19 protein-coding genes are annotated in these 25781 nt (G+C 63.6%); 9 read left to right on the top strand and 10 right to left on the bottom strand.

Annotated elements, in window-relative coordinates; all coding sequences use genetic code 11:
* Positions 1-57: 57 nt before the first annotated feature.
* Complete coding sequence (locus BCY88_RS24175) at positions 58-975, top strand: NAD(P)-dependent oxidoreductase (protein ID WP_120346688.1); 918 nt, start codon at positions 58-60, stop codon at positions 973-975.
* A 70-nt stretch (positions 976-1045) separates the two neighbouring features.
* Here the strand turns inward: BCY88_RS24175 and BCY88_RS24170 are convergent, their stop codons facing one another.
* From BCY88_RS24170 to sauS, 3 genes are all read right to left on the bottom strand, one after another.
* Positions 1046-2428, bottom strand: a complete 1383-nt coding sequence (locus BCY88_RS24170) for an MFS transporter (protein WP_120346687.1) — start codon at positions 2426-2428, stop codon at positions 1046-1048.
* A gap of 114 nt (positions 2429-2542) precedes the next feature.
* Positions 2543-4204, bottom strand: a complete 1662-nt coding sequence (locus tag BCY88_RS24165) for an AMP-binding protein (protein ID WP_120346686.1) — start codon at positions 4202-4204, stop codon at positions 2543-2545.
* Complete coding sequence (gene sauS, locus BCY88_RS24160) at positions 4201-5646, bottom strand: acylating sulfoacetaldehyde dehydrogenase (protein ID WP_120346685.1); 1446 nt, start codon at positions 5644-5646, stop codon at positions 4201-4203. The genes BCY88_RS24165 and sauS overlap by 4 nt, the downstream gene beginning before the upstream one ends.
* Positions 5647-5847: 201 nt before the next feature.
* Between sauS and BCY88_RS24155 the strand changes: the two genes are divergently transcribed.
* Positions 5848-6612, top strand: a complete 765-nt coding sequence (locus BCY88_RS24155) for an IclR family transcriptional regulator (protein WP_120346684.1) — start codon at positions 5848-5850, stop codon at positions 6610-6612.
* Positions 6613-6743: 131 nt separating this feature from the next.
* Positions 6744-7496 carry an IclR family transcriptional regulator gene (locus BCY88_RS24150; protein WP_120346710.1) on the top strand — a complete coding sequence of 251 codons (753 nt, stop codon included), beginning with the start codon at positions 6744-6746 and terminating at the stop codon, positions 7494-7496.
* A gap of 60 nt (positions 7497-7556) precedes the next feature.
* Here BCY88_RS24150 and pdxR read toward each other — a convergent pair whose 3' ends face one another.
* The gene (gene pdxR / locus BCY88_RS24145) at positions 7557-9083 is read right to left on the bottom strand and encodes a MocR-like pyridoxine biosynthesis transcription factor PdxR (protein ID WP_120346683.1); all 1527 of its coding nucleotides are present in this window, start codon (positions 9081-9083) and stop codon (positions 7557-7559) included.
* A gap of 298 nt (positions 9084-9381) precedes the next feature.
* Between pdxR and tauA the strand changes: the two genes are divergently transcribed.
* The 5 genes from tauA (at position 9382) to pta (ending at position 15348) form a co-directional block, all read left to right on the top strand.
* Entirely contained in the window at positions 9382-10440 is a 1059-nt protein-coding gene (gene tauA / locus BCY88_RS24140) for a taurine ABC transporter substrate-binding protein (RefSeq protein WP_120346682.1), read from the top strand.
* Positions 10441-10472: 32 nt separating this feature from the next.
* Positions 10473-11288, top strand: a complete 816-nt coding sequence (locus BCY88_RS24135) for a taurine ABC transporter ATP-binding protein (protein WP_120346681.1) — start codon at positions 10473-10475, stop codon at positions 11286-11288.
* Positions 11289-11343: 55 nt separating this feature from the next.
* Positions 11344-12201, top strand: a complete 858-nt coding sequence (locus BCY88_RS24130; protein ID WP_404935732.1) for an ABC transporter permease subunit — start codon at positions 11344-11346, stop codon at positions 12199-12201.
* 187 nt (positions 12202-12388) lie between these two features.
* Complete coding sequence (xsc, locus tag BCY88_RS24125; RefSeq protein WP_120346679.1) at positions 12389-14191, top strand: sulfoacetaldehyde acetyltransferase; 1803 nt, start codon at positions 12389-12391, stop codon at positions 14189-14191.
* Positions 14192-14310: 119 nt separating this feature from the next.
* Positions 14311-15348 carry a phosphate acetyltransferase gene (gene pta, locus BCY88_RS24120; RefSeq protein ID WP_120346678.1) on the top strand — a complete coding sequence of 346 codons (1038 nt, stop codon included), beginning with the start codon at positions 14311-14313 and terminating at the stop codon, positions 15346-15348.
* Positions 15349-15379: 31 nt separating this feature from the next.
* Here pta and BCY88_RS24115 read toward each other — a convergent pair whose 3' ends face one another.
* The 4 genes from BCY88_RS24115 to BCY88_RS24100 form a co-directional block, all read right to left on the bottom strand.
* Complete coding sequence (locus BCY88_RS24115) at positions 15380-17143, bottom strand: cobaltochelatase CobT-related protein (protein WP_120346709.1); 1764 nt, start codon at positions 17141-17143, stop codon at positions 15380-15382.
* Positions 17144-17154: 11 nt separating this feature from the next.
* Complete coding sequence (locus tag BCY88_RS24110) at positions 17155-18144, bottom strand: AAA family ATPase (RefSeq protein WP_120346677.1); 990 nt, start codon at positions 18142-18144, stop codon at positions 17155-17157.
* Positions 18145-18297: 153 nt separating this feature from the next.
* Positions 18298-19602, bottom strand: coding sequence for an MFS transporter (locus BCY88_RS24105; protein ID WP_120346676.1), 1305 nt, complete (start codon positions 19600-19602; stop codon positions 18298-18300).
* Between the two features lie 218 nt (positions 19603-19820).
* The gene (locus BCY88_RS24100) at positions 19821-21482 is read right to left on the bottom strand and encodes a GMC family oxidoreductase (RefSeq protein WP_120346675.1); all 1662 of its coding nucleotides are present in this window, start codon (positions 21480-21482) and stop codon (positions 19821-19823) included.
* Positions 21483-21704: 222 nt separating this feature from the next.
* On the opposite strand from BCY88_RS24100, the gene BCY88_RS24095 reads away from it, so the two are divergent.
* The gene (locus tag BCY88_RS24095) at positions 21705-22541 is read left to right on the top strand and encodes an IclR family transcriptional regulator (RefSeq protein ID WP_120346674.1); all 837 of its coding nucleotides are present in this window, start codon (positions 21705-21707) and stop codon (positions 22539-22541) included.
* 108 nt (positions 22542-22649) lie between these two features.
* Here the strand turns inward: BCY88_RS24095 and BCY88_RS24090 are convergent, their stop codons facing one another.
* Positions 22650-24077, bottom strand: coding sequence for an amino acid permease (locus BCY88_RS24090; RefSeq protein ID WP_120346673.1), 1428 nt, complete (start codon positions 24075-24077; stop codon positions 22650-22652).
* 271 nt (positions 24078-24348) lie between these two features.
* A complete protein-coding gene (locus BCY88_RS24085; RefSeq protein WP_120346672.1) occupies positions 24349-25764 on the bottom strand; it encodes an NAD(P)/FAD-dependent oxidoreductase in 1416 nt (471 codons plus the stop codon).
* Positions 25765-25781 lie beyond the last annotated feature (17 nt).

The following is a 25781-nucleotide window of genomic DNA, read 5'->3' as shown; positions in this document are numbered from 1 at the left end:
GAGATATCGCTGACATAATTGATTTCCCCGATATCCCCTCAGCCCCGAGGAACCCCAATGAACCATCCAGCAGCCCTTGCTTCAAGCGGCGCCGTGCGCCGCGTCACCTTTCTCGGCCTCGGCGTCATGGGTTATCCCATGGCCGGACATCTGGCGAAAGCCGGCCTCGACGTGACGGTTTACAACCGCACCGCGCAGAAAGCCGAACAATGGGTCGCCGAATATGGCGGACGCGCCGCAACCACGCCGCGCGAAGCCGCGCACGGCGCTGAGCTGGTGCTGGCGTGCGTGGGCAATGACAACGACCTGCGCGGCATCACCCTCGGCGAGCACGGCGCCTTTGCGGGCATGGCGCGTGACACACCCTTCGTCGACCACACCACCACCTCGGCCAACGTCGCTCGTGAGCTCGCGGAGATCGCCGGCACCCAGAATCTGCACTTCATCGACGCACCGGTCTCCGGCGGCCAGTCAGGGGCGCAAAACGGCAAGCTGACCATCATGTGCGGCGGCGAAGCGGCGGCGTTCGAACGTTGCGTGGCGACGTTGCGTCATTACGCAGCCGCCGTCACGCTGATCGGCTCGACCGGCGCCGGCCAACTGGCGAAGATGGTCAATCAGATCTGCATCGCCGGCATGGTGCAGGGCTTGTCCGAGGCCATCCATTTCGGCCAGAACGCCGGCCTCGACATGACCCGCGTCCTGGAGGTGATCGGCAAGGGCGCGGCGGCCAGCTGGCAAATGGACAACCGCGGCGCGACGATGATCGAAGGCAGGTTCGATTACGGCTTCGCAGTCGACTGGATGCGCAAGGACCTCGGCTTCTGTCTCGACGAAGCAAAACGCGTTGGTGTATCGCTGCCGGTCACGGCGCTGGTCGATCAGTTCTATGGCGACGTTCAGGCACTGGGCGGCAGCCGCTACGACACCTCGAGTCTCATCTGGCGTCTGCGCAAACTCAAACGCGCCGGCTAACCCTCAGCGCCGCTAGCGGGCGCGCAGACGGCTCACAACGTGGCAGGCCGCCCGCTCGCCTGAGCACGGCCTATCTGCGCCAGCGCAGCGGACGGCGCAAATGGTGCCGCTCCAGCCGCACCGCGGCGCCTGCCTGAAGAAACGCGGGCATGCCGTCCGGTTGTCCGCCTTCGCGCCGCTCGCGTTCCTCGTCGGCCTCGACCGTCCGTGCCGGATCGATGAAAAGCGCGGCCACGATCCCCACCCCAAGCAAACAGGCCGAAATCGTGAACGGCACGTTATAACTGCCCGTGGTCTCGATCAGATAACCGAACACCACGGGCGAGATCATGCCCGCAACGCCGAAGCCCGTGTTCATCATGCCGCCCGCCGTGCCTGCGTAGCGCCCGCCGATGTCGAGCGGTAAAGTCCACAACACCGGATTCGTGATCTCGAGAAAGAAGAACGAGGCTGACAGGAATAGCACCGCCATCAGCGGATTGGTCGAGGACACCATCGGCAGCAGGAAGGCGAGCGAACCGCCCATGCCTGTCACGAGTACCGCGCAGCGCGCAAAGCGCAGCCGGCCGGTGCGCTTGTAGAGCCGGTCCGAAACGACCCCGCCCAGGGTATCGCCAATCACGCCCGCGAGCAGCGGCAGCGCCGTGAACAACGCCAGTTGCTTGAGATCGAAGCCGCGCGCCTCCTTCAGGTAAGAAGGCAGCCAGGTCAGATAGACCCACAGCAGCCAGCCGTAACAGAAGTCGACAAACGTGACGAGCCACATCCGGCGGATCAGCTTGCGCCATGGCGTAGCCGCACGTTTGGCGCGCTCGCAGTCGCCGGCGCGATAGCCGATCTCCGCCGTTTCTTCGGGCGTCACGCGCCGGTTCTGCTCCGGCGAATTCGTAAAGACGCACAGGTACAGCACCGTCCACGCGAGACTGGCGACGCCAAGCAGGATGAAGGCGTCGCGCCAGCCGCCCGCCACCACGATCGCGAGCACGAGCGGCGGCGTCACCGCGCCGCCGAGGCGGGCGAAGCTATGCGTGACACCCTGAGCGAAACCACGCTCCGCCACCGGCATCCAGTACGTAAAGGCTCGCGTGGCGGTTGGAAACGCGCCGCCCTCGCCGATGCCCAGCGCGAAGCGCAGCGCGACGAGCATCGCCACGCTGCCGGCGAATCCAGTGGCGAGTGTCGCCACGCCCCAGATCAGCGACAACACCGTCAGCACGAGCTTGGGCCCGTACTTGTCCGAGAGCCAGCCGCCGATCACCTGCATAAACGCATATGGATAAGCGAAAGCGGAAAACACGAGGCCGAGTTGAACCGTCGTCAACCCCATTTCGTGCCGGATGATAGGACCGGCGACGGCAATATTCACGCGGTCGATGTACGAGATGAAATACATCAGGCACATGACCGCGAGGATGATGTGACGTGTCTTCACACGCCGCTTGTGCGTTTGCATGCTGTCTCCTGTGTTTCTTCTGTGTCGCTTATGTGTCGCTTACGTGACGCCGGTGGCGTCTGGGGTCGTTCGATCCGTACGGCGTAACGCTGGACGCGTTCTGAGGCACACCCGTCAGGTGGGCACAAGCTTCAGGCGCTGCACCTTGCCCGAGGGTCCACGGGGCAGTTCCGCGACGAAGCGAAACTCCTTCGGCGTCTTGTAGCGGCCCAGTTCGCGCAAGCAGTGCTCGCGCAGATCGGCGACGTCGAGCGTGCCCGGCCCCTGCCCCGCCTCCACGCGAGGCACGATGAAAGCAACGATCTCCTGCCCGTACGCGCTATCCGGCACACCCACCACGGCCGCATCCAGCACGCCGGGGTGTTTGAGCAACGCTTCGTCGATCTCGCGCGGGGCGATGTTCTCGCCGCCCTTGATGATCAATTCCTTCGCGCGGCCGTTGATGTAGAAGTACCCGTCGCTGTCGCGATAGCCGAGATCGCCGGTGCGCAGCCAGCCGTCCGCGGTAAAGGCCGCACGCGTTTCGCCCGGGCGCTTGTAGTAGCCGCGCATGACCTGCTCGCCGCGCAACACCAGTTCGCCGCACTCGTTGGGTGCGCATTCCCGCCCATCGCGATCGATCACCTTCGCTTCACCGCCCGAAGGCAGCCCGATGCTGCCGATTTTTCTCCGTGCGGGATCGCAAGGATTGCTGAACACTGGCGCGGCGGTCTCGGTCATACCCATCGTTTCGATGATGCCGATGCCGAACCGCGCCTCGAACGCGCGGTGATGATCGGCGGGCAGCGCCGCCGACGCACTGCGGCAGAACCTCAGCGCGGACAGATCGAAGGGGCACGGCTCGTCGCTGTTGAGCAGATAGGCGACGATCGTCGGCACCACGTTGATCCACGTGCAACCGTGGCGCGCGACATCGCGCCAGTAGGTTCGCGCCGAAAAGCGTGGCGCCATGACCACCGAGCCACCATGAAAAAGCGGCGCAAGCAGCGTTACGACGAGACCGTTGATGTGATAAAGCGGCAAGGCGGCGAAAACCCGGTCGCCGGTGCCGAGGCGGTGTTCGTGCGAGATGTTGCGCGCATTGGCCAGCAGGTTCCGATGATCCAGCAGAACGCCTTTTGGTGCGCCCGTGGTGCCGGACGTGTACATCAGCAACGCCACGTCGTTCGCGTCGGGCCCATTCAGCTCGCTGGTCAGCGTGGATGATCTGGAATCCCAGGCGGTTACGAATGACGTACCGCTCGAATGCTGCGCGGAAATCGCACCTGCCGTATCCACCATGACCGTTTCGGCGCAAACCGGCACCGGCCACACACCGCCATCGGGCTCCGTGCGAACCAGCGCAACGGTGCGAGTGACGCCCTGCTCGCGCAACTCCGCGAGAGCATTCGACATCGCCTCGTACGTGTCGCTGGAAACAAAAACCATGCGCGTGTCCGAGTGCTCCACGATGTAGCGCAACTGCGACGGCTGGCATAACAGATTGAGCGGATTGGCGATAAGTCCGCTGTACATCGCCGCGAGCAGCAGCCTTGCCGTATGGATACCGTTGCCCATGAAAACCGAAACCACGTCGCCGGCCTGCAAGCCTGCTCCGCGAAACACCGCCTCAAGCGCTCGGCAGTCGTCGCGCAGTCCGGAGAAGGTCAACACGTCGGCTCGTGCAGCAGCGCCGCCGTCCTCGGCGCATTCGGGGGCCGCCAGCAGAAACGGCTTGTCGGGATACTGCGCGGCACGCGCGTCGATCAGCGCGCGCAGGGTGCGAGGCGTCGTCATTTGCCGTACCTCGCGAAGAAATCCCCAAGCACGTCGTTCAATTCGGGGACGCGCTCCTCGATGGGGTAAGCCACGCGGGTAATGTTCAGGTAATGATGAAAGTTGAGATTGCTCGAGAAATTGTTGCGGCCCCACGTGCCGCATCCCATCGATAGCGAAAACGGCAAACCGTTATCGAAGTTGCCGCCAGTCGCAAGGCAATGCGCCTGATTCACGATCACGCGCGCCACCGGCAACGTCGAGGCGAGTTGCACGGCTTCCTCAGGGTCGCTGGAATGCAGGCTGACGGAGTGCCCCGCGCCCATATACGCGTAGATGCCGCGCACAATGTCGGCCGCGGCGTCGAAGCCCTGCGCGCGATAAACGGTCAGCACCGGCGCGAGTTTCTCGCCCGAGAACGGGTAGTCGGCGCCAAAGCCGGTTTCCTCCACCATCAGGAAAGCGGGCTCACGCGCGGCGATCTCTTCGAGCCCCGCCGCCCGCGCGATCTCCGTGGCCGAACGCGCGGTGCAGTGTGCCGAGAGCTTGCCGTCCGACCATAGAACGGCTTGAAGTCGCGCCTTTTGCGTGGCGTCGAGCAGCACACCGCCGCAGGCGGCCAGTTCCGCCAGCATGGCTGCGTACACCGCGGTTTCGATGACAACACTGTTTTCGGATGAACAGCTCGTGGCGTTGTCGAAGGTTTTCGAGCGCGCAATCTTGTGCGCTGCATCGTGCAAATCGGCAGACACGGTAACGATCGAAGCAACGTTGCCCGCGCCCACGCCGAACGCGGGCGTCCCGCTTGCGTAGGCCATCCGCACATTCGCCTGCGACCCGGTCGCCACCACCAGATCGCACTGCCGCATCAGTTCAGCGGTGGCCGCCTTGCTGATCGGTGCGGGCAACATCTGGACGAGGTCCGGGGCGAGTCCGACTTTGGCGAATTGCGCATGAATGAAATCGATCAGCAACGCACACGACGAATAACCCTTCGGCGAGGGAGCGACGATAACGGCATTGCCGCATTTGAGGGCGTTGACGATCTTGTTGACCGGCGTGGCGGCCGGATTGGTGGACGGCGTGATCGCCGCCACCACGCCGACGGCCCGCGCGATCTCGACGACACCGGTGGCGGCATTACGCTCGATCACCCCCGTGGTCTTCTGCCCGCGCAGATCGCGCAACAACCCGAGCGTCTTGCGATAGTTCTTGCGGAACTTGTCGTCCGCGTTGCCCAGACCCGTGTCGCGCACCGCCAGCTCGGCAAGCTGCCGGTTGCGCCCAGGTTCCATGATCGCCCACGCGGCGGCGTCAGCGGCGGCATCGAGCGTTTCCTGTCCCGCGACCTCGAATACGCGCTGTGCGGCACGCGCTCGCGCCACCAATGACGCAACGACGCTCTCGACTTCGCCACTGGCACCCGCGTGCGCAGCTTCGGCTTCTGTGGCCCTGACATTCATACGGTTCACTCCGGACGGAAAAGATGGGTATGGGTACCAATCTAGTGAGCCGTAGCTGCTTCGGAGTCCCGTTTTTTGAACTATCGCTCGCACCGGGCCGGTGAGAATCGAAAAGTGCAAATTTCGGGACTTTCCATAGTCCCGAAAACTAATCAGACCGATGCACAATCGAACGTATAACTACGACGTTGAGGAGACAGCGTGTCGACTTCGAATCAATCGAATGCAGCGGCCGTGCGTGCGTTTCGCGTACTCGAAACCCTGGCTGAGGCAAGCGGCCCGCTTTCCATGACGGATCTCGTGCATGCGCTCGAATTGCCCAAGCAGACCGTGCATCGCATTCTGGTGCAGTTGATGGATGCGTGGCTGGTCACGCGCAGCGCCAGTGACCGGCTGTACGAGTGTTCACCGCGCGTGCGGATGCTGGCGGTCAACGTGCTGATGCACGCGGGTCCGGCCGCGGCCCGCCACGTACTGCTTGAACAACTGGTGGCCAAAATCGGCGAAACCTGCAATCTGACGATGCTGGCCGGCAACGACGTGGTCTATGTGGACCGGGTGGAAACGGAATGGCCGCTGCGCATGCATCTGCAACCGGGCTCGCATGTGCCGCTGCACTGTTCGGCAAGCGGCAAGCTGTTACTCAGCTTTCTTCCCAAGGACCGGCGCGAGCGGGTCATCGAAACCTTGCCGCTGCGCGCCTATTCCGAGCGGACCATTACCGATCGCGCCGAATTGCGCCGCGAACTGACCATCACGCGGCGGCGCCAGCTTGCGATCAATAATCAGGAGCACCTGCAAGGGCTGATCGCGATCGCGGTGCCGGTCATGCTCAATCGCAATCGCGCCTGCGCGGCGATTGCCGTTCAGGCGCCGGTCGGGCGGGTGGTGCTTGACGATCTGCTGGCCTTTCTGCCCGATCTGCGCTCCGCGGCGGAGGAAACCGCCAAGACGTTCCGGCAGTAGCGCAGGCATTCCGGAAAACGGAATCATCTTCATCAGGATAGCGCACCGAAATCGCCTCATTGCCCGCAAAAACCATGGCCGGCAAGGCCACGCGGTACAATGATGCCGATCCATTTTCCGGAACGGCAGACATGACCAAAGCGGACACCCCTACCCTGCGCGCATTCGCGCTGCTCGAGCATCTCGTGCGCGCCGAAGGTCCCGTGTCGCTTGCCGACATCGCTCAGGACGTCGACCTGCCGAAGGCTTCGCTGCATCGCATGCTGGCTTCGCTCGAGGCCGGCGGCCTCGTGATCCGCGAGCCTGGCCAGAAGAATGCCTACGTGATCGGGCCGCGTCTCGCGCAACTCGGGCTGGGCGTCATGATGCACTCAGGCGCTCGCCGGTTACGGCATGCCATCCTGTCGAACCTGGTGGCGGATGTCGGCGAGACCTGCAATCTCACCATGCTGCACGAAACGGAAGTGCTCTATCTCGACAGGCTCGAAGCGCCGTGGCCGTTGCGGCTCGATCTCAAGCCCGGCTCGCACGTGCCGGCGCATTGCAGCGCGAGCGGCAAGCTGCTGCTGGCCATGCTGCCGCGCGAACAGCGCAGCGCCCTCGTGCGCACCTTGAAACTCGAGCGCTTCACGCCGAACACCATCACCGATCCCGAACTGCTCGAAGCGGAGCTCGACCGCACCGCGCACAAGCGCATCGCCATCGACAACGAGGAATTCGTCGCCGGTATCGCGTGCGTGGCCGCGCCGGTGATGGATGAGAACAATACGTGTATCGCGGCAATCGCCGTTCATGCGCCGGTCTCGCGCGCGCCGCTGTCGCGCGCGCTCGAGTTCGTGCCACGTCTGCAGGAAGCCGCCCAGCAGCTCGCCAAAACGTTCTAGCCCGCTGATTGCGCCGCGAATCGCCAACACCACGCGTTACGGCGGCGCCTCGCCCGCCGCCTACTCTTCCGGCTGCTGCGCGCGCACGAGCTCCGCGAGCAGGCGCACGCCCTCGTCGATCTTTTCGAGTTTGATAGCCGAAAAGCCCATCCGGAAGCAGTGGTTCTGTTCCAGTCCGGTCATGAAAAAGACCCGCCCCAATTCGATCAGAATGCCGTGTGCCTGCGCATCCGCGGCAAGGCGTGTCGCATCGAGCCATGGCGGCCCCTCGACCCAGCACGACGCGCCGCCTGACATGGGCAGATAGCGCGCTTCGGGAAGGTGCGTGTCGAGTGCCGTCATCAACGCCTGGGCGCGCTCCCGATACGCGTGAGCGAGCCGGCGCAGCAGTGCATCGTGGTGCCCGAGCGCCAGAAAAGTAGCGAAGGCACGCTGAATATAGGCTGCCGGATGCCGCACCATCAGGCGCCGCAGCGCACGCAGTTCGCGCACCAGCTCACGCGGCCCGACGATATAACCCAGCCGCAATCCCGGCGCGAAAGTCTTCGACAGGCTGCCGATATAGATCACCCGGTCCGCTGTATCCAGGCTCTTCAACGCCGGGTGCGGCGCGCCTGAGAAGTTGTTCTCGCTTTCGTAGTCGTCTTCGATCAACACGAAGTCATGGGCCTGTGCCTGCTCCAGCAGCGCATGGCGCCGCTCGATGGGCATCGTGGCCGTAGTCGGGCACTGGTGGCTTGGCGTCACGTAGACGTAGTCGCATTGCGCGAGCAGATCGGCATCCTCGACCGGACGCACGCCGCCGCTATCGACAGGCAGCGGCTGCAGCCGCGCATTGCGGTTCTCGAAGATATTGCGCGCATCCGGATAGCCGGGGTTTTCAAAGCCGATGGTGGTCCGCTCGCTCGCGAGCAGATCCGCGATCAGATAGAGCGCCTGCTGGCAGCCGATCGTCACGACAATCTCGTCCGGCATCGCAAACACGCCGCGCCGCGGCAACACACGCGTGCGGATCTGCTGGATCAGCGTGTCGTCATCGCGCTCGATCAGGTCCGGCGCCCAGTTGCGGATCTCCATGACCGACAGCGCTTTCATGCAGCATTCGCGCCAGTCGTTGGTCGGAAACAGCGACTGGTCGAATTGCCCATAGATAAAGGGATATTCGTAACTCAGCCAGTTGCCCGGCTTGACGATGTTGCGCTGCGAGGACGGCCGCCTTCTGAGACGCTGATCCCAATCCGGCCTGGCAAGCGCCTCATTGGCCGCCTGTGCGGGAACCGTCTGCAGCGGCGCAAATTCGTGCCGCCCTTCGAGAATGGCCGGGTTGACGAAATGCCCGCTGCGCTCGCGCGAAATCAGATAGCCCTCCTCAACCAGTTGCTGGTACGCGAGCACCACCGTATTGCGGGCAACACTCAGCTGGTCGGCCAGTTCGCGGCTGGACGGCAATGCGTGATCCGGCAACAGCTGGCCGTCCAGAATCGCGGCGACCAGCATCTGACGAATCTGCCCCTGGAGGCTCATGTTCGACTCGGGTGAGCGCTGGAACCGCTGGCTCCATAGGGCCACCGAGGTACGACTTGCCATGCTATCTCCTGTTTTTGTGGGCGGAGCCCGCCCCGCGCGAAGGCGGACACCGGCATTGTGGACGCGCCAAAAAAGCGTCTGCCGGCCGCTGTGGGCGGCTGCGGGCAGGACCGGCGCCACGGCCCGTTCCGGTGCGGCGGTTGGACTCAACGATCGGCCACGTCTGGCCCTAACCCGCAACATTTTTTACTGACGATACTCGCATCAACCCAATCTCGGCGATTGGGACAAGCCCCCGTCGGCGGGCGTTGGATTCACGTGTATTCGCGTACCTGCACGGCCATTCTGGAGACCTACGATGAAAAGCGACACACAACCGAAGTTGTCCCGCTGGTTCGGCGATCTGACACGCCGTGTGAGCGTGGCGGCATTCGCCGCGCTCGCCTGCCTGGTGGCGCCAGCCAGTCACGCGCAGGACAAGGAAGTCACGATAGCCTATCAACAGATCGTCGACCCCTGGGTCGTCGCGATCGCGAGCGGCTCCATCGAGAAAGAGACCGGCTACAAGATCAACTGGCGGCAGTTCGAATCCGGCGCGAAGGTCGCGACCGCCATGGCCTCGGGCGACGTGAAGGTCGGCGTGATCGGTTCGAGCCCGCTTGCCGCGGCCGTCAGCCAGGGGCTCGATCTGCAGCTCTTCTGGATTCTGGACAACATCAATCAGGCCGAAGCGATGGTGGTGCGCAACGGCTCCGGCATCAACAAACCGTCTGACCTGAAGGGCAAAACGATCGGCGTGCCGTTCGTCTCCACCACGCACTACCACACCATGTTCGCGCTGCAGCATTGGGGCATCAATCCTTCCGAGGTGAAGATTCTCAACATGCAGCCGAACCAGCTGGTTGCGGCGTGGGAGCGCGGCGACATCGACGCCGCCTACGTATGGGACCCGGCACTCGCTCAATTGAAGAAAAGCGGCAAGGTTCTGATTACGTCCGGCGATCTGTCCAAACTCGGCAAACCGACCTTCGATGGGATTGCCGTCGATCGCCAATGGGGCGAAGCGCATAAGGACTTCATGGCCAGACTCGTGAAAGCCATCGCCGATGCGGACGATCAGTACCGCAAGAATACGGCGCAATGGAATGCCACCTCGCCGCAAGCGGCCGCGATCGCGAAGATGATCGGCGGTTCGCCGGCCGACGTGCCGGAGTCGCTCTCGCTCTATGCCTTCCCGACGCTCCAGGAACAGGCCTCTTCGCAGTGGCTCGGCGGCGGCAGTGCCGGACGCGCGACCTTCGCACTCAAGGATACGGCCAACTTCCTGAAGGATCAGAAACAGATCAGCGCGGTGTTGCCCGATTACTCGAAGTTCGTGACCCCGGCTTATGCCGAAGCGGCAATGAAACTCAAATGACGTAAGCCGGTTCTGTCGAATCAGGAGGCAACATGGAAAGCATGAGAGTCAAGAATGTGAGCGTGGTCTTTCCTGGCCGCAAATCCGGCCAGACGGTACACGCGCTCGACAACATCAATCTGACGATCAACTCGGGCGACTTTGTCGTTGCGCTCGGTGCATCGGGTTGCGGCAAGACCACCTTGCTCTCGCTCATGGCGGGCTTCATCGCGCCGACCAGCGGCGAGTTGCTGCTCGGCGGCTCACCGATCGCGGGGCCGGGCGCCGATCGTGGCGTGGTGTTCCAGAAGCATGCCCTGTTGCCCTGGCTCAACGTGATCGACAACGCCGAGTTCGGCCTGAAGCTGCAGGGCGTGCCCAAAACGCAGCGGCGCGAGATCGCCACGCGCAATCTGGCGCTGGTCGGCTTGCAGGACTTTCACAAGCACATGATCTATCAGCTCTCCGGCGGAATGCAGCAGCGTGTGGGGATTGCCCGCGCGCTGACCTGCGACCCCGCGATGCTGCTGATGGACGAGCCGATGGCCGCGCTCGACGCGCTGACCCGCGAGACCATTCAGGAGTTGCTGCTCGACGTCTGGACGAAGACCAGCAAGATGTTCTTCTTCATCACGCACAGCGTCGAGGAGGCGCTCTTTCTGGCGAGCCGCCTGATCGTGATGTCGCCGCGTCCCGGGCGCATCACGCACACCTATGAGCTCGATTTCAACCGGCGTTTTCTCGAAACACGCGACGCGCGCGCCATCAAGTCGAGCCCCGATTTCATCGAAATGCGCGAACGTGTGCTCAGCATCATTTACGGCGACGAGAAAATGCACGCCGCCGAAGCCGAGGTGACACATGTTTAGTTCAAAACGGGCCCCGGCATTTGCACGCGGCCATGACGTCCCATTGGGAACCGGCATGCCTGTCCAACCACCCCGCACTCCAGGCCAGCGTCCCCGGCTTCTCGCCAAGAAGCCGGCGCGCCCAGGCGACACCTTCGGCGTACCCGGCCACGGCAGCAGCATCGTAACGAGCCTCGCGACAGTCGCGGTATTCGTCGGACTATGGTTTGCCGCGACGAACCTGCACTGGATCAAGCCGCTCTTTCTGCCGTCGCCACAAGCGGTGTATGCCAAGTTTGTGTTCGTGGCCACGGAAGGTTTCGCCAACTCCACGCTCGCGCAACATACCGGCATCAGCTTGCTGCGCGTGTTCGGCGCTTTCGCGCTCGCCTGCGTGACCGCGATTCCAATCGGCGTGATGATGGGCGTCTCGCGCTTTGCACGCGGCATCTTCGATCCACCTATCGAGTTCTACCGGCCGCTGCCGCCGCTCGCCTATTTGCCGCTCATCATCATCTGGTTCGGCATTGGCGAATTCTCCAAAGTGTTTCTCATCTACCTCGCCATCTTCGCGCCACTCGCCATCGCGGCCCGCTCAGGCGTGCGTTCCGTGTCGATCGAGCAGATTCACGCGGCCTATTCGATGGGCGCCTCGCGCACGCAGGTAGTGCTGTACGTGATTCTGAAATCCGCGCTGCCGGAGATTTTCACGGGTATGCGAATCGGCATCGGGGTCGGCTGGACCACGCTGGTTGCCGCGGAAATGGTGGCGTCGACCAGCGGCCTCGGCTTCATGGTGCTCAACGCCGCGGAGTTTCTCGCAAGCGACGTGGTGATCATGGGAATTATCGTGATCGGCTTCTTTGCCTTGTGCTTCGACCTGTTGATGCGCCACCTCGAACGCGTACTGGTGCCGTGGAAAGGCAGGGTGTGAGCGTCGGCGCGGCCGCCATCCAGCGGCGTGCCTTTCGTATCCCCGCACCCGGCCAATAATTTTTAGAGACAAAACGTACCGTTTATTTGTCACAACCTATTGACCATCCCCGGTGCATGCTCTACATTTTAGATAACTACTTTTCGGAACAAATTGTTCCGGTTTCATTAAACATCGGAGACAGTCCATGAGCGATCACACCCCCATCAGCGGCCCGCAGGCCATGACCCCGTCGGAAGCTTTCGTCGAAACCCTGGCCGCGAATGGCGTGACCGACATGTTCGGCATCATGGGTTCGGCCTTCATGGACGCCATGGACATCTTCGCGCCCGCCGGCATCCGTCTGATCCCCGTGGTGCATGAACAGGGCGCCGGCCACATGGCCGACGGCTATGCCCGCGTATCGGGCCGCCATGGCGTGGTGATCGGCCAGAACGGCCCGGGCATCAGCAATTGCGTGACCGCCATCGCCGCGGCCTATTGGGCACACAGCCCCGTCGTCATGATCACGCCCGAAGCAGGCACCATGGGCATTGGTCTCGGCGGCTTCCAGGAAGCGAAACAGCTCCCCATGTTCCAGGAGTTCACCAAGTACCAGGGCCACGTCACGCATCCCGCGCGCATGGCGGAGTTCACGGGCCGCTGCTTCGACCGCGCGCTGGCCGAGATGGGCCCGACCCAGCTCAACATTCCACGCGACTACTTCTACGGCCAGATCAAGGCTGAGATTCCGCAACCGCAGCGCCTCGACCGCGGCCCCGGCGGCGATCAACGTCTGGACGAAGCGGCCGAACTGCTCGCCCAGGCGAAGTTCCCGGTCATCATCTCCGGCGGCGGCGTGGTCATGGGCGACGCGATCGAAGAGTGCAAGGCGCTGGCCGAGCGCCTGGGCGCACCGGTCGTCAACAGCTACCTGCACAACGACTCTTTCCCCGCCAACCACCCGTTGTGGTGTGGCCCGCTCGGCTATCAGGGCTCCAAAGCAGCCATGAAGCTGATCCAGCGCGCCGACGTGGTGATCGCACTCGGTTCGCGGCTGGGACCGTTCGGCACGCTGCCCCAGCACGGCATGGATTACTGGCCGCAGAACGCGAAGATCATCCAGATCGATGCCGACCACAAAATGCTTGGCCTCGTGAAGAAGATCTCCGTGGGCATCTGCGGCGACGCCAAGGCTGCCGCGGTGGCACTCACGCAGCGCCTGGCAGGCCGCACCCTCGTCTGCGACGCCTCGCGGGAAGAACGCGCCGGCGAAATCGCCGCCGAAAAGGCCGCATGGGAGAAGGAGCTGGATGGCTGGACGCATGAGCGCGACCCCTACAGCATGGACATGATCGAGGAGCAAAAAGGCGAGCGCACGCCCGGCGGCGGCAACTATCTGCACCCGCGCCAGGTGCTGCGCGAACTCGAAAAAGCCATGCCGGACGACGTGATGGTCTCCACCGACATCGGCAACATCAACTCGGTAGCCAACAGCTACCTGCGCTTCAACAAGCCGCGCAGCTTCTTCGCCGCGATGAGCTGGGGCAATTGCGGCTACGCGTTCCCCACCATCATCGGCGCCAAGGTCGCGGCGCCGCATCGCCCGGCGGTCTCCTATGCCGGCGACGGCGCGTGGGGCATGAGCCTGATGGAAACCATGACCTGCGTGCGTCACAACATTCCGGTTACCGCGGTGGTCTTCCACAACCGGCAATGGGGTGCGGAAAAGAAAAACCAGGTCGACTTCTACAACCGCCGCTTTGTCGCCGGTGAACTCGACAACCAGAGCTTCGCGGGCATCGCGCGCGCGATGGGCGCCGAGGGTGTCACCGTGGACCGTCTCGAGGACGTCGGCCCGGCCCTCAAGCGTGCAATCGATGCGCAGATGAACCACGGCAAGACCACCATCATCGAGATCATGTGCACCCGCGAGCTCGGCGATCCGTTCCGCCGCGATGCGCTGGCCAAGCCGGTCCGTCTGCTCGACAAGTACAAGGACTATGTCTGATCTGTCCGTTGTCTGAAGGTCCGGTTGCGAGGCGTGCTTTGCCTCCCGGCCGGCGGGCCGGAAACGGGATGTCCCCTGCCGTTTCCGGCCTTTTTCAACCGTGACTGCCGCCCTGTGCCATGAAAGCCATCAATCGCATCATCGAACGCGCCCGCACTTCGCGAAGACGCATCGTGCTGTGCGAGGCGGAAGATCCTCGCATGCTGGAAGCCGCGCAACGCGCGACGCGTGAGGGCATCGCCCACATCGTGCTGGTGGGCCCGAACGAGCGCATCCGCGCGGCCGCTGCCGAACACAACATCGATCTGAGCGGCATGGAGCGGGTGGATCCCGAGACCTCGCCGCTTACCCCCTCGTTTGCCGACGCACTCTTCGCACTACGCAGCAAAAAAGGCATGACGCTGGAGGAAGCGAAACAGGAAGTCCTCAAGCCCCTCTGTTTCGCCAACCTGATGGTGCGGCTCGGTCATGCCGACGGTTCGGTGGCGGGTGCCGTCCACACGACCGCCGACGTGGTCCGCACCGCGATCCAGATCATCGGCATCCATCCTTCGTTCAAGCTGGTGTCGAGCTTCTTTCTGATGATGCTGTGCGAGCCGTTCCACACGCTCAAAGGCGGGCTGATCTTCTCCGACTGCGGACTGGTGGTGGACCCGGACGCGGGCGAGCTGGCCCAGATTGCGATGGCCGCGGCCGACAGCGCGCAAAGCCTGCTGATGGAGGAACCGCGCGTGGCCATGCTGTCCTTCTCGACCAGCGGCAGCGCCCGGCACGCGGCGGTCGACAAGGTCGTGGAAGCGACGCGCCAGGTGAGAGCCGCGCGCCCGCATCTGGCGATCGACGGCGACGTGCAACTGGACGCGGCCCTCGTCTCCGAGATCGCCATGCGCAAGATCGAGCACTCGCAGGTGCAAGGACACGCCAACGTGCTGATTTTCCCGAGCCTCGAAGCCGGCAATATCGGCTACAAGCTGGCCGAACGGATTGGCGATGCGAAAGCAATCGGGCCCTTGTTGCAAGGCCTGAAAAAGCCTGCCAACGATCTTTCGCGCGGCTGCAGCGCGGACGATATCTACTATGTGATCGCGGTGACCGCCGTGCAGGCGCAAACTGCGGCAACGCCGCTGGATACGCACACCACACCGCTCGCGTCGTGACCCATTCGCGCTCGGCGGGCCGCGAGGGCGGCTACCGCCGGCCGCCCTGCCCGCGCGCGCTCATCCACCCCACAATCTGCGCGAACAGCTTCATGTCGGGCGGCACGGAGAGGTCCACCGCCAGACAGCGGCGGTAGTACGGGCTGAGATCGAGCCCGACGCCCAGACCCAGCACCTCCACGTCGTTCAAAGCTTCATGACGCGCCACGACGGCCTTGAGATGGTTGTCGAGATAGAACGCGTCGTTGGCCTGGCCCGTCGCGCTGTCCATGGGGCTGCCATCCGAAATCACAATCAGCATGCGCCGCGCCTCGGGACGGGCGAGCAGACGCCCGCAGGCCCAATCGACCGCTTCACCGTCCACGCCCTCGCGAAACAGTTCCGCTCTGAAGAGCGCGGCAATATCGGCGCGGGCGCGCCGCCAGTTCCGCCCGGCGTCCTTGAACACCAGATGAGACAGTTCGTTGAGCCGGCCCGGATGATGCGGCCTGCCCTGCGCCAGCCAGTCGAGCCGGGCCCGGCCGCCGTTCCAGGCGCCGGTGGTGAAGCCCAGCACCTCGGTGGTCACGCCGGCCTGGTCGAGCGCGCGTGTGAGGATATCCACCATGGTCGCCACCGGCTCGATGTGCGCTTTCATCGAGCCCGAGCAGTCGATCAGAAAACCGACCACGCAGTCCGCCATGAGCGTATTCCGCTCCAGCCGGAACAGACGCCGTTCTGCGGGAGAACTCACCAGTTGCGCAAGCCGCCGCCCGTCGATACGGCCATGCTCTTCGTCGAACGACCAGCCATCGCGTTGCGGTATCGCCAGCGCGGCCTTCAGCGCGTGAGCAAGCCGCGCCACGTTGATGCCCTGGGCGGCGACGCGTTCGTCGAGCCGCTCGCGAAACTCGCCAAGCAAGGCCTTGCGCACCAGCGTGCCGGCGAATAGCTCACGGTCGTAGCGCGTCGTATAGGCGCGATAGCCCTGTTCCGATGCCTCGAGCACCCGGCTTTGGCCGCTCAGCGCCACGGCCATGTCCTTGTACTCGTCGTCCTCGACGTCGAACCAGAGCGAGAATGCCGTGCGCGGCGCTTTCCCGTCGTTCTCCTGAGGATCGTCCTGTGCGCCATCCAGCGCGTCGGCACGGGCCGCGCGGATCATTTCGGCCACCCGCCTCGCCAGTTCGAGCGCATGGACAGCGAACGCGTCCTGTTCGGCCCGATGCCGGCGCAGGCCCGCCAGCGACACGCCCAGCACCGGCACGATCGCCGCGCGCGTGGCTTCGATCAGGCCCTCGGTCTGTTCGAGCACAGGCCAGCCCGTCAGGCGCGACCAGGCAATCTGCGCGACCGTGTAGAGGAGAATGCCGAGATGGTCCTCGGCGAGCCCCGAGCGATAGAAAGCCCGCGACCAGGCCTCGAAGCGATCACGCAGGTTCTGCACGAGGCCCGGCATGCCGGGCGGCGTCCGGGTTTCGCAGCGCAACTGCTCGAGCAGTTCGAAAACCAGCCGCTCGACGGGATCAGTCGGGCACAACCGGGCGTGCAGCGCCGCGTCGGAATGCATGAGCCGCAGCGCCGCGCCATCGGCAGCCCCTCGCAAGGACGCGAGATCGTCCTCCTGCGGGTCGGTACGCAAATGCGGCGCGTGCAGAGGCACAGGCCGCAGATCGCGGCACAAGCGGCCTTCGCGATAATGCAAGGCGGCGTCGCCGGTGAGCGCGCGCACGGCCGCGGCGCATAACGCCTCGCGCTGTTCCGCGCGCAGCGTCGCTTGCCGCTGCGCCTGCTGCTCGTGCTGGGCCGCCTGCATATCCAGCGTCATCAGCGGCTACCCGCTGCGTGGTCTTCAGGACTGGCGGCGGCCTCGAGCTCGGTGCCAAAGCAGCGCTGGAAATACTCGGCCACGATGGAGCGCTCGGCTTCGTCGCACTTGTTCAGGAAGGTCAGACGAAACGCCATCGCGGGATCGCGGAAAATCTGGCAATTCTCCGCCCAGTTGATCACCGTGCGCGGCGACATGAGCGTCGACAGGTCGCCGCTCGCGAAACCCTTGCGGGTGAGTTCAGCCACGCTCACCATCGATTCGATCAGCGCGCGCCCCGCGGCGCCGGCGAGTTCCGGGACGCGCGCGAGCACGATGCCCGCCTCCTCCGCGCGCGGCAGATAGTTGAGCGTGGCCACCACGTTCCAGCGGTCCATCTGCGCATGATTGAGCACCTGCGTGCCGTGATACAGGCCGTTCAGATTGCCCAGCCCCACCGTGTTGGTGGTGGCGAACATGCGGAAATACGGATGCGGATGGATCACGCGATTCTGGTCGAGCAGCGTGAACTTGCCGTCGCGCTCGAGAATGCGCTGGATCACGAACATCACGTCCGGGCGCCCCGCGTCGTATTCGTCGAAGATCAGGGCGACCGGGCGCTGCAAGGCCCACGGCACGATCCCCTCCTGAAACTCGGTGACCTGCAGATCGTCACGCACCACGATCGCGTCCTTGCCGACCAGATCGAGACGGCTGATATGGCCGTCGAGATTGACGCGCACGCATGGCCAGTTGAGGCGCGCCGCAACCTGTTCGATGTGCGTGGACTTTCCCGTGCCGTGCAAACCCTGCACCATCACCCGGCGATCCCGGCTGAAGCCGGCCAGAATCGCCAGCGTTACTTCCGGATTGAAGCGGTAGACCTCGTCAATCTCCGGCACGTGGTCGTCACGCTCGCTGAAGGCGGGCACCATCAGGCTGGAATCAATGCCGAAAACGGTTCGTACTGCGACCATTCTGTCGGGTTTGCCAGTCACGATATCAGTCACTTCATGCTCCTCCCCGCTGCGGGAATGTCAGGTCGACGCCATCGAATTACCATTTTCGGTACGTTTTGTTCCGTTTTATTATAAACAAAATGGCGCGCCTCAGGTGGCGCTCAGGTGGCGTTTGTGTCCATATTTCCCGAGCGGGTCTCGCCGTCAACGCACGGTTGCCATTTCGTCGAAGGGTTTTGTGCGCCTCTCCATCGCGCGCGCCGCCCACGCCGAGAGCAGCGCCGACAGAATCACGTAGCCGCACACATACCAGGGCTTGCCGCCATCGAGACGCAGCAGCGCCGTCGCGATGATCGGCGTAAGGCCGCTCGCGAAGATGCCCGAGAACTGATACACGAACGAGATGCCGGTATAGCGCACCTCCGGATCGAACAGCTCGGCAAAGAGCGCGGCTTCCGGACCGTAGACCATCGCGTAGAAAATGCCGAACGGAATCACTACGCCGAGCCAGACGGCCAGCGTGTTGCCGGCCTGCGTCTCCATCAACCAGAACGCCGGCAGCACCGAGACACCGCAAATCAGCGAGCCCCAGCGATACACGCGTGCGCGTCCCATCAGGTCCGACATCCGGCCGAAGAAGGGAATGAAGAAGCACATCACCATCGCCGCGATCATCACGCCGGTGAGCGCTTCCGTGCGGCTCATCGAAAGACGCTGCGTGAGATAGCCGATCATGAACACCGCAAAGATGTTGAAGAACACCCCGTCGATCCAGCGTGCGCCCATGCCGAGCAACACCGAACTGCGATAGCGCGTGAGCATGTCGACGAATGGAATTTTCACGTCACGGCGATTGCGCTTGAGCGCGAGAAACTCGGGCGTTTCCATTACCTTCAGGCGAATGTAGAGACCGAGCACCACGAGCAGCAGCGAAGCGCCAAACGCGACCCGCCAGCCCCACGCGAGAAATGCCGCTTCCGGCAGCAGCCGGGAAATGCCCGCGACAATGCCCGACGCGAGGCACAGGCCAATCGACAAGCCGATCTGCGGCAAGCTTGCGTACAGGCCGCGCCGGTTCGGCGGTGCATATTCATAGGCCATCAGTACCGCGCCGCCCCATTCACCGCCGAGCCCGATACCCTGCAACACGCGCAACGCGAGCAGCAGAATGGGCGCCCAGATGCCGATCTGAGCGAAGGTCGGCACGAAGGCGACGCCGGCCGTCGAAATCCCCATGATGATGAGCGTGCAGATCAAGGCGGACTTGCGTCCGACCTTGTCGCCGAAGTGACCGAAAATCACGCCACCGAGCGGCCGCGTCACGAAGCCGACGGCGAACGTGGCATAGGCCAGCATCGTGGAGACAAGCGGATCGTGAGCGGGAAAGTAAAGCTTGTTGAACACGATGCCCGCCACGACGCCGTACAGGAAAAAGTCATACCATTCGACCGTCGCCCCTATCACGCTCGCGAACGCAACGCGGCGGATAACCCGCTTATCGATTGCCATAGCGCCTCCTCCAATGAATGGCCGCGTGCCGTCCCGGCAACGCAGCACTTTTGAGCCCCTGTCTGTCTCCTCCTCGGGGCACGAATTTCGCCACCTGCACGCTGCTGTTTTCTGCTTCGGATGCAGCGGGTCAGGTCGCGATCGTTTTACTTCCTGCAGCTACTTCGGTTCGGTGCTTCAGGTCTGCTTTTTGTTCTGCCTGGTTTTCCACTTTTGCGTCAATACTGCGCTTCCATGCTCCGCGACTGCACTTGCGCGGCGGGCAGACCGCCCGCGCGCGCATCTTCGAGGATCATGCTGGACGCCTTTTCGGCGACCATCACGATCGGCACGTTGGTATTGCCCGAAACCAGCGTCGGCATGATCGAACAGTCGACCACCCGCAATCCCTGCGTGCCGTACACACGCAATCGTTCGTCGACCACCGCGCCGGGATCGCTCGCGATACCCATCTTCGCGGTGCCCGACGGATGAAAAATCGTCTGGCCATATTCACGGCAAAAGTGCAGCAGTTCATCGTCGCTTTGCGCCTCGCGGCCAGGCCGCACCTCGCGTTTCATCAGCGCTGCCATGGGCTCCGTGGCGGCAACGCGGCGCGCAAAACGCACCCCCGCGACCGTGGTGCGCCGATCGAGATCGGTCGCCAGATAATTGGGCTGGATCGACGGGGCATCGCGCATGTCGTTCGTGCGGATTCGCACGCTTCCACGCGACTCCGGCCGCAACTGGCAAATCGAATAAGTACAGCCAGGAAATGCGTGGACGTCGCCTCCCGCGGTGTCGGCCGAGAGTGTGGAGAAGTGAAACTGGATGTCCGGCGTTTTCGCCTCATCCGGTAATGCACGGCAAAACATGCCGCCCTGATTGATACCGACGGACAGCGGCCCCTCGCGAAACAACGCCCATTGCAGACCCATCTTCGCGCGGCCGGTCCAGGAGTGCAGCAGGTCGTTCGTCGTGATCGGCCGTGTCACCTCATACGTCAGACGTATCTGCAGGTGATCCTGCAGATTTTCGCCAACGCCGGCCCGATTGGCGACCACAGGAATACCCAGTTCACCGAGCAGTTTCGCCGGTCCGACGCCCGACACCTGCAGCAATTGCGGCGACTGCAACGCGCCTGCTGTCAGCACCACCTCGCGGTGCGCACGCACTTCGTGAGTCTTACCGTGCTGCTCATACCGGATACCCGTCGCACGCGTGCCGTCGAACAGGATCTTCGAAGCCAGCGCGTCGGTCTCGATCTGCAGATTCGGACGCTTGCGCGCGGGTTTGAGGTAGGCGACGGCAGTGGAACACCGCCAGCCGCGCCGCGTGGTCAACTGGTAGTAACCGACCCCTTCCTGATCGCCCTGATTGAAATCGTCGACCGTTGGGACACCCAGGCGATTCGAGGCGGCGATAAATGCATCCACGAGTTCATGGCGCTGCTTGATCGTGGAAGCCCACAGCGGACCGTCCACGCCGCGCGTCGGCGATGCCCCAAGCTCGTTGTGCTCGAGCCGCCGGAAATAAGGCAAGCAGTCCTTCCAGCTCCAGCCACGATTGCCGAGCGCGGCCCACTGGTCGTAGTCCTCTTTCTGGCCGCGAATATAGATCAGCCCGTTGATGGAACTGCAGCCGCCCAGGGTGCGTCCGCGCGGCCAGTAGAGCTTGCGGTCGTTCATGTTCGGATCCGGGTCGGTGTAAAAGCCCCAGTTGTAGACCGGATGAAACATGGTTTTGCCATAACCGATCGGGATATGGATCCACAGAAAGCGGTCGGGCGGCCCGGCTTCGAGCAGGCATACCGAATAGCGGCCATTCTCGGAAAGGCGGTTGGCCAGCACACAGCCCGCCGATCCCGCGCCGACGACCACGTAGTCGAAACTCCGTACCATTGATGACGTCTCCGTGCCAATGCCTTTGCTTTTAAAACCGGATCATTTCGTCCCAATTTATTGGATGAGAGTTTCGACTTCAAGCAAATCCGGTTACGATTGAATAAACCGGTACGAAAACCGACTTTTTCGTTTCACTATTCAATCTGTCCGCACGCGTTCATCCGGGTTGTCACTGATCCGTTCGGACTGCATTCACCTTCATCCGCCTCGGGAAGGACAATGAGAGACACCACGCATCTCCCCTCACCCGCTCACGAACCCGCCGACGACACCCGCGTGCTGCGCGCGCTCAGCGTGCTGGAACAGCTTGCGTCCGCCGGACAACCGTCGTCGCTCTCGCAGTTGTCCTCACGTCTGCAGATTCCGAAGGCAACCTTGATGCGCCTGATCGAGTCGCTCGAAGCACGCGGCTACGTCACGCATATGCCGGACTCGCGCGGGGCCGATCGCGCCATTGCGCTCGGGCCGCGCGCCGCGCAACTCGCCCTGACCACGCTCGCGAACAGCACGTTCACACGAGCCTGCCGTTCGTTGCTGCGCACGCTCGTCGAATCGCTCGGCGAGACCTGCAACCTCACCGTGCTCGACGGCGATACCGTGCTGTACGTCGAGCGCGTGGAGACGAGCGAGCCCTTGCGTCTGCATCTGCAACCGGGCACGCGCGTGCCGCTGCATTGCACCGCCAGCGGCAAGCTGTTTCTTTCGCAGATGGCGCCTGCCGAGCGCGGGCTCGTCATCCGGCGGTTGCCGCTTAAATCCATGACGTATCGCACCCTGACCGATATCGATCTGCTGGAAGCCGAGCTCGACCGCCTCGCCATGCGCGGCATCGGGGTCGACAACGAGGAATTCGTACGTGGAATGGTGGCGGTCGCCGTGCCGGTGCGCCACGTCGAGGACGGCCACGTGCTCGCGGCGTTGGCCGTTCACGCTCCCACGGCGCGTGCCAGCCTGGAGGATCTGTTAAAAGCGGTGCCGAAGCTCAAGGAGATCGCGCTGCGCATCGGACCGCTGCTTCAACCGGCCACGGCGGCGGCCGTGGCGGTGTCGAAATAACGGGGACGCGCCACCAGCCTCGCGTCCCCTCAAACTGGCAGATTGCAGCGGCGATCTCGAACGGCTCGCCGCTGCACGTCACATCGAACAACGCATGTCAGACAGGCCTCAATGAGGACGCGGCCGATACTCCACGAATTCCGGCTCGGTCGAAGCGACGCCCCTTTTCCGGGCTCGCCACACATACGCCACGAGCAGCACGCCGAGACTCACCACACCGAGCCACAGCGGCGTGCGCTGGTCCGGTATGAACGCCATGGCCACCAGAATGCCAATCATGCCGACAATCGCGAAACAGGTCAGATACGGATAGCACCACATCCGCACGCGCAGCATCTCCGGCGCCTCGCGTTCGAGCCGGGCGCGCAGCTTCAGTTGCGAGACGGCGATCAGCACGTAGACGAAAATGGCCACCGTGCCGTACGAATTGACGAGAAATGCGAACACCGTGTCCGGCGATACATAAGACATGACAACCGACACATAGCCGAACAACGTGCCGACCAGGATCGCGCGAACCGGCACACCGCGGCGATTGACCCTGGCAAGCGCAGCCGGCGCGTCGCCGTGGCGGGTCAGCGCAAACATCATCCGCGATGCCGCGTACAGGCCGGAATTGAGCGCGGACAATACCGCCGTCAGCACGATCGCATTCATGACGTTGGCGGCGGCCGGGATACCCATCGCGTCGAGCGCGCTCACATACGGCGTGGCCATACCCGGCGAATTCCAGGGCACCAGCGCCACCACGAGCAGGATCGAACCGACATAGAAAATCAGCACGCGCGTAATCACCGAATTGGTGGCTTTGGCGACGGCCTTGACCGGCTCATGCGCTTCGGCGGCGGCAATCGTAACAATCTCCGCACCGAAGTAGAAACCCGTTGCCGCCACTGCGCCGCTCAACACCGGTCCGATTCCCTTCGGCATCAATCCGCCGTGCGAAAGCAGGGTCGGCATCACCGCCGTGGTGTGCATCGAAGCGGGCCACAGACCCAGCACATAAAGCGCGCCGAGGAACAGAAACACGACGATCGCCGCCACCTTGATGGACGCGAACCAGAACTCGAATTCCCCGTAGCTGCCCACCGAAATCAGATTGGTCGCCGTCAACACGACCAGCAACACGAGACTGATCGCCCACGCCGGCGTATCCGGCAGCCAGAACTGCACCAGCTTCGCGCCGGCCACCGCCTCCACCGCCACGACGATGACCCAGAAATACCAGTACATCCAGCCGGTCAGAAAGCCGGCAAGTTTGCCGGGCCCGCGCTTGCCGGCAAAGGCCATGCGCGCATATTCGTAGAACGAACCCACCGCCGGCATCGCACAGGCCATTTCTCCGAGCATGCGCATGACGAGCACGATCAGGCCACCGGTAATCAGAAACGACAGCACCGCCGCCGGGCCGGCCTGCTGGACCACAACACCGCTGCCGACAAACAGCCCCGCGCCGATCACGCCACCTAGCGCGATCATGGTCATATGGCGCTCCTTGAGGCCGGTCTTCAGTTCACTTCGATTCGATATTTGCATGTCACCTCCACATCCTGTTGATGTCGGCGCCGGTGGTACGGGACTGCGTGCGCGCTTCTAAACGCTTATCTGGGTTCATGTGCGCAGTTGTGTGCATTCCCGGAGCCTCGGCGCCGTCAATTCGGATCGAGCGAGGGCGCTTGTGCGCCTCGCTGCATGATGTTTTTTTATGGCTTGACGCGCGGACCTGTCTGGCCGCACCGCGCCGCGCGCGCATGGCGCGCCGGCGGGCGAATGACGTGCCGCGGGTGGCTCGGCACGCAGCGTGCGTTCAGGGCTTCTCGTCGCGCCGGAAGTACAACTGATAGAGCATCCGTTGGCCCAGACGCCGGAAAGGTGCGAACGGATGACCGGGCAATGGCGAAGTAAAAATCGGCAGCGTCTGCTTCGCCCCTTTCCCCGCGATCCGTTCGGCGAGGCGACGCCCCGCCTGCTGGGAATATGACACACCGTTGCCGCCGTAGCCTAGTGCGTAAAACACCGACTGCCGCGGGTCGGGCTGGCACACGCGCGGCATCATGTCGTGGCTCACATCCACCCAGCCCCACCATGAATAGTCGATCTGGATACCGCGCAACGCTGGAAACTTGCGGCCCATTCCTTCGATGAGCAACTCGTAGTGACGCACATTCGGTGCATCCGCGCCGGTGATGGCGCTACGGCTGCCGATCTGCAACCGGTTGTCCGGCAGGAAGCGATAGTAGAAGCGCAAGGTGCGCGTATCGGTGAGCACCTGCGTCGTGCGGAAATTGCACGCGGCGATTTCCTGCTGCGTGAGCGGGCGGGTCACCATCGAATTCGACAGGATCGGCATCACGCGGCTCGTCAGCGAGGGATGCAGGTTCGGCGCCGTATACGCGCCGGTCGCGATGCCCACGGAGCGGGCCCGCACGATGCCGCCCGGCGTGCGCAGATGATGAATGCCATTCACGGTTTCCCAGCCGATCACCGGGCTCGCCGGATGAACCCGCGCGCCCGCTTCGCGCGCAAGCCGCTGATAGCCGTACGCGAGCTTCAGTGCGTGGATGCCGATGCCTTCGGGTTCGTGCAGCGCGCCGGCCGCCTCGGAATCGTTGACATACTCGCGGCGCAACGTGGCCTGATCGATCAGTTCGGACGGGTAGCCGAACACGTCTTTCCAGACTTTGGCTTCGGCGGCGAGTTTGGCCATCATGCGCGGCCGGTGCGCAATCAGAAAGTGGCCACCTGGTTGCGGATCGCAATCGATTTCGGCCACCAGCGACTTGAAGTTGTCGAAGCCTTCCTGGATTTCGTCGTGCATTTTCAGCGCGACGTCTTTACCCCAACGCTCGATCCATTGCGAACGCGACAGACGTCCCGACGCATTCTGCCCTTGCCCGCCGTTGCGGCTGCTGCAACCCCAACTGGTTTTGTTGGCCTCGAGCACCACCGCCTTGATGCCGTGCTCGCGCGCGAGACAAAGCGCCGTCGCGAGCCCCGTATACCCTGCACCGATGATCGCCACATCCACGTCGATGTCTTTCGTGATCGGACCATCGTCGGGTGGCGGCGTGCCGGCGGTCGCGGCCCAGTACGTGGGGGCGTATTGCTTGCCGTGCCCGGGCCCCGGCGAGACCAGCGGGTCGTAGCGCGGGTCGTACTGTGTCGCCCCGTCCCGCCCTGCGGACAGACCGTCGCCGACCCGTGTGATGACACTTTGCTCCATGATGAAGCTCCTCGTCG

Source organism: Paraburkholderia fungorum (genome assembly GCF_003610895.1).
GTDB lineage: Bacteria > Pseudomonadota > Gammaproteobacteria > Burkholderiales > Burkholderiaceae > Paraburkholderia > Paraburkholderia fungorum_B.
Note: the sequence above shows the minus strand (reverse complement) of the source record. Positions and strands in the feature narration are given on the sequence as shown.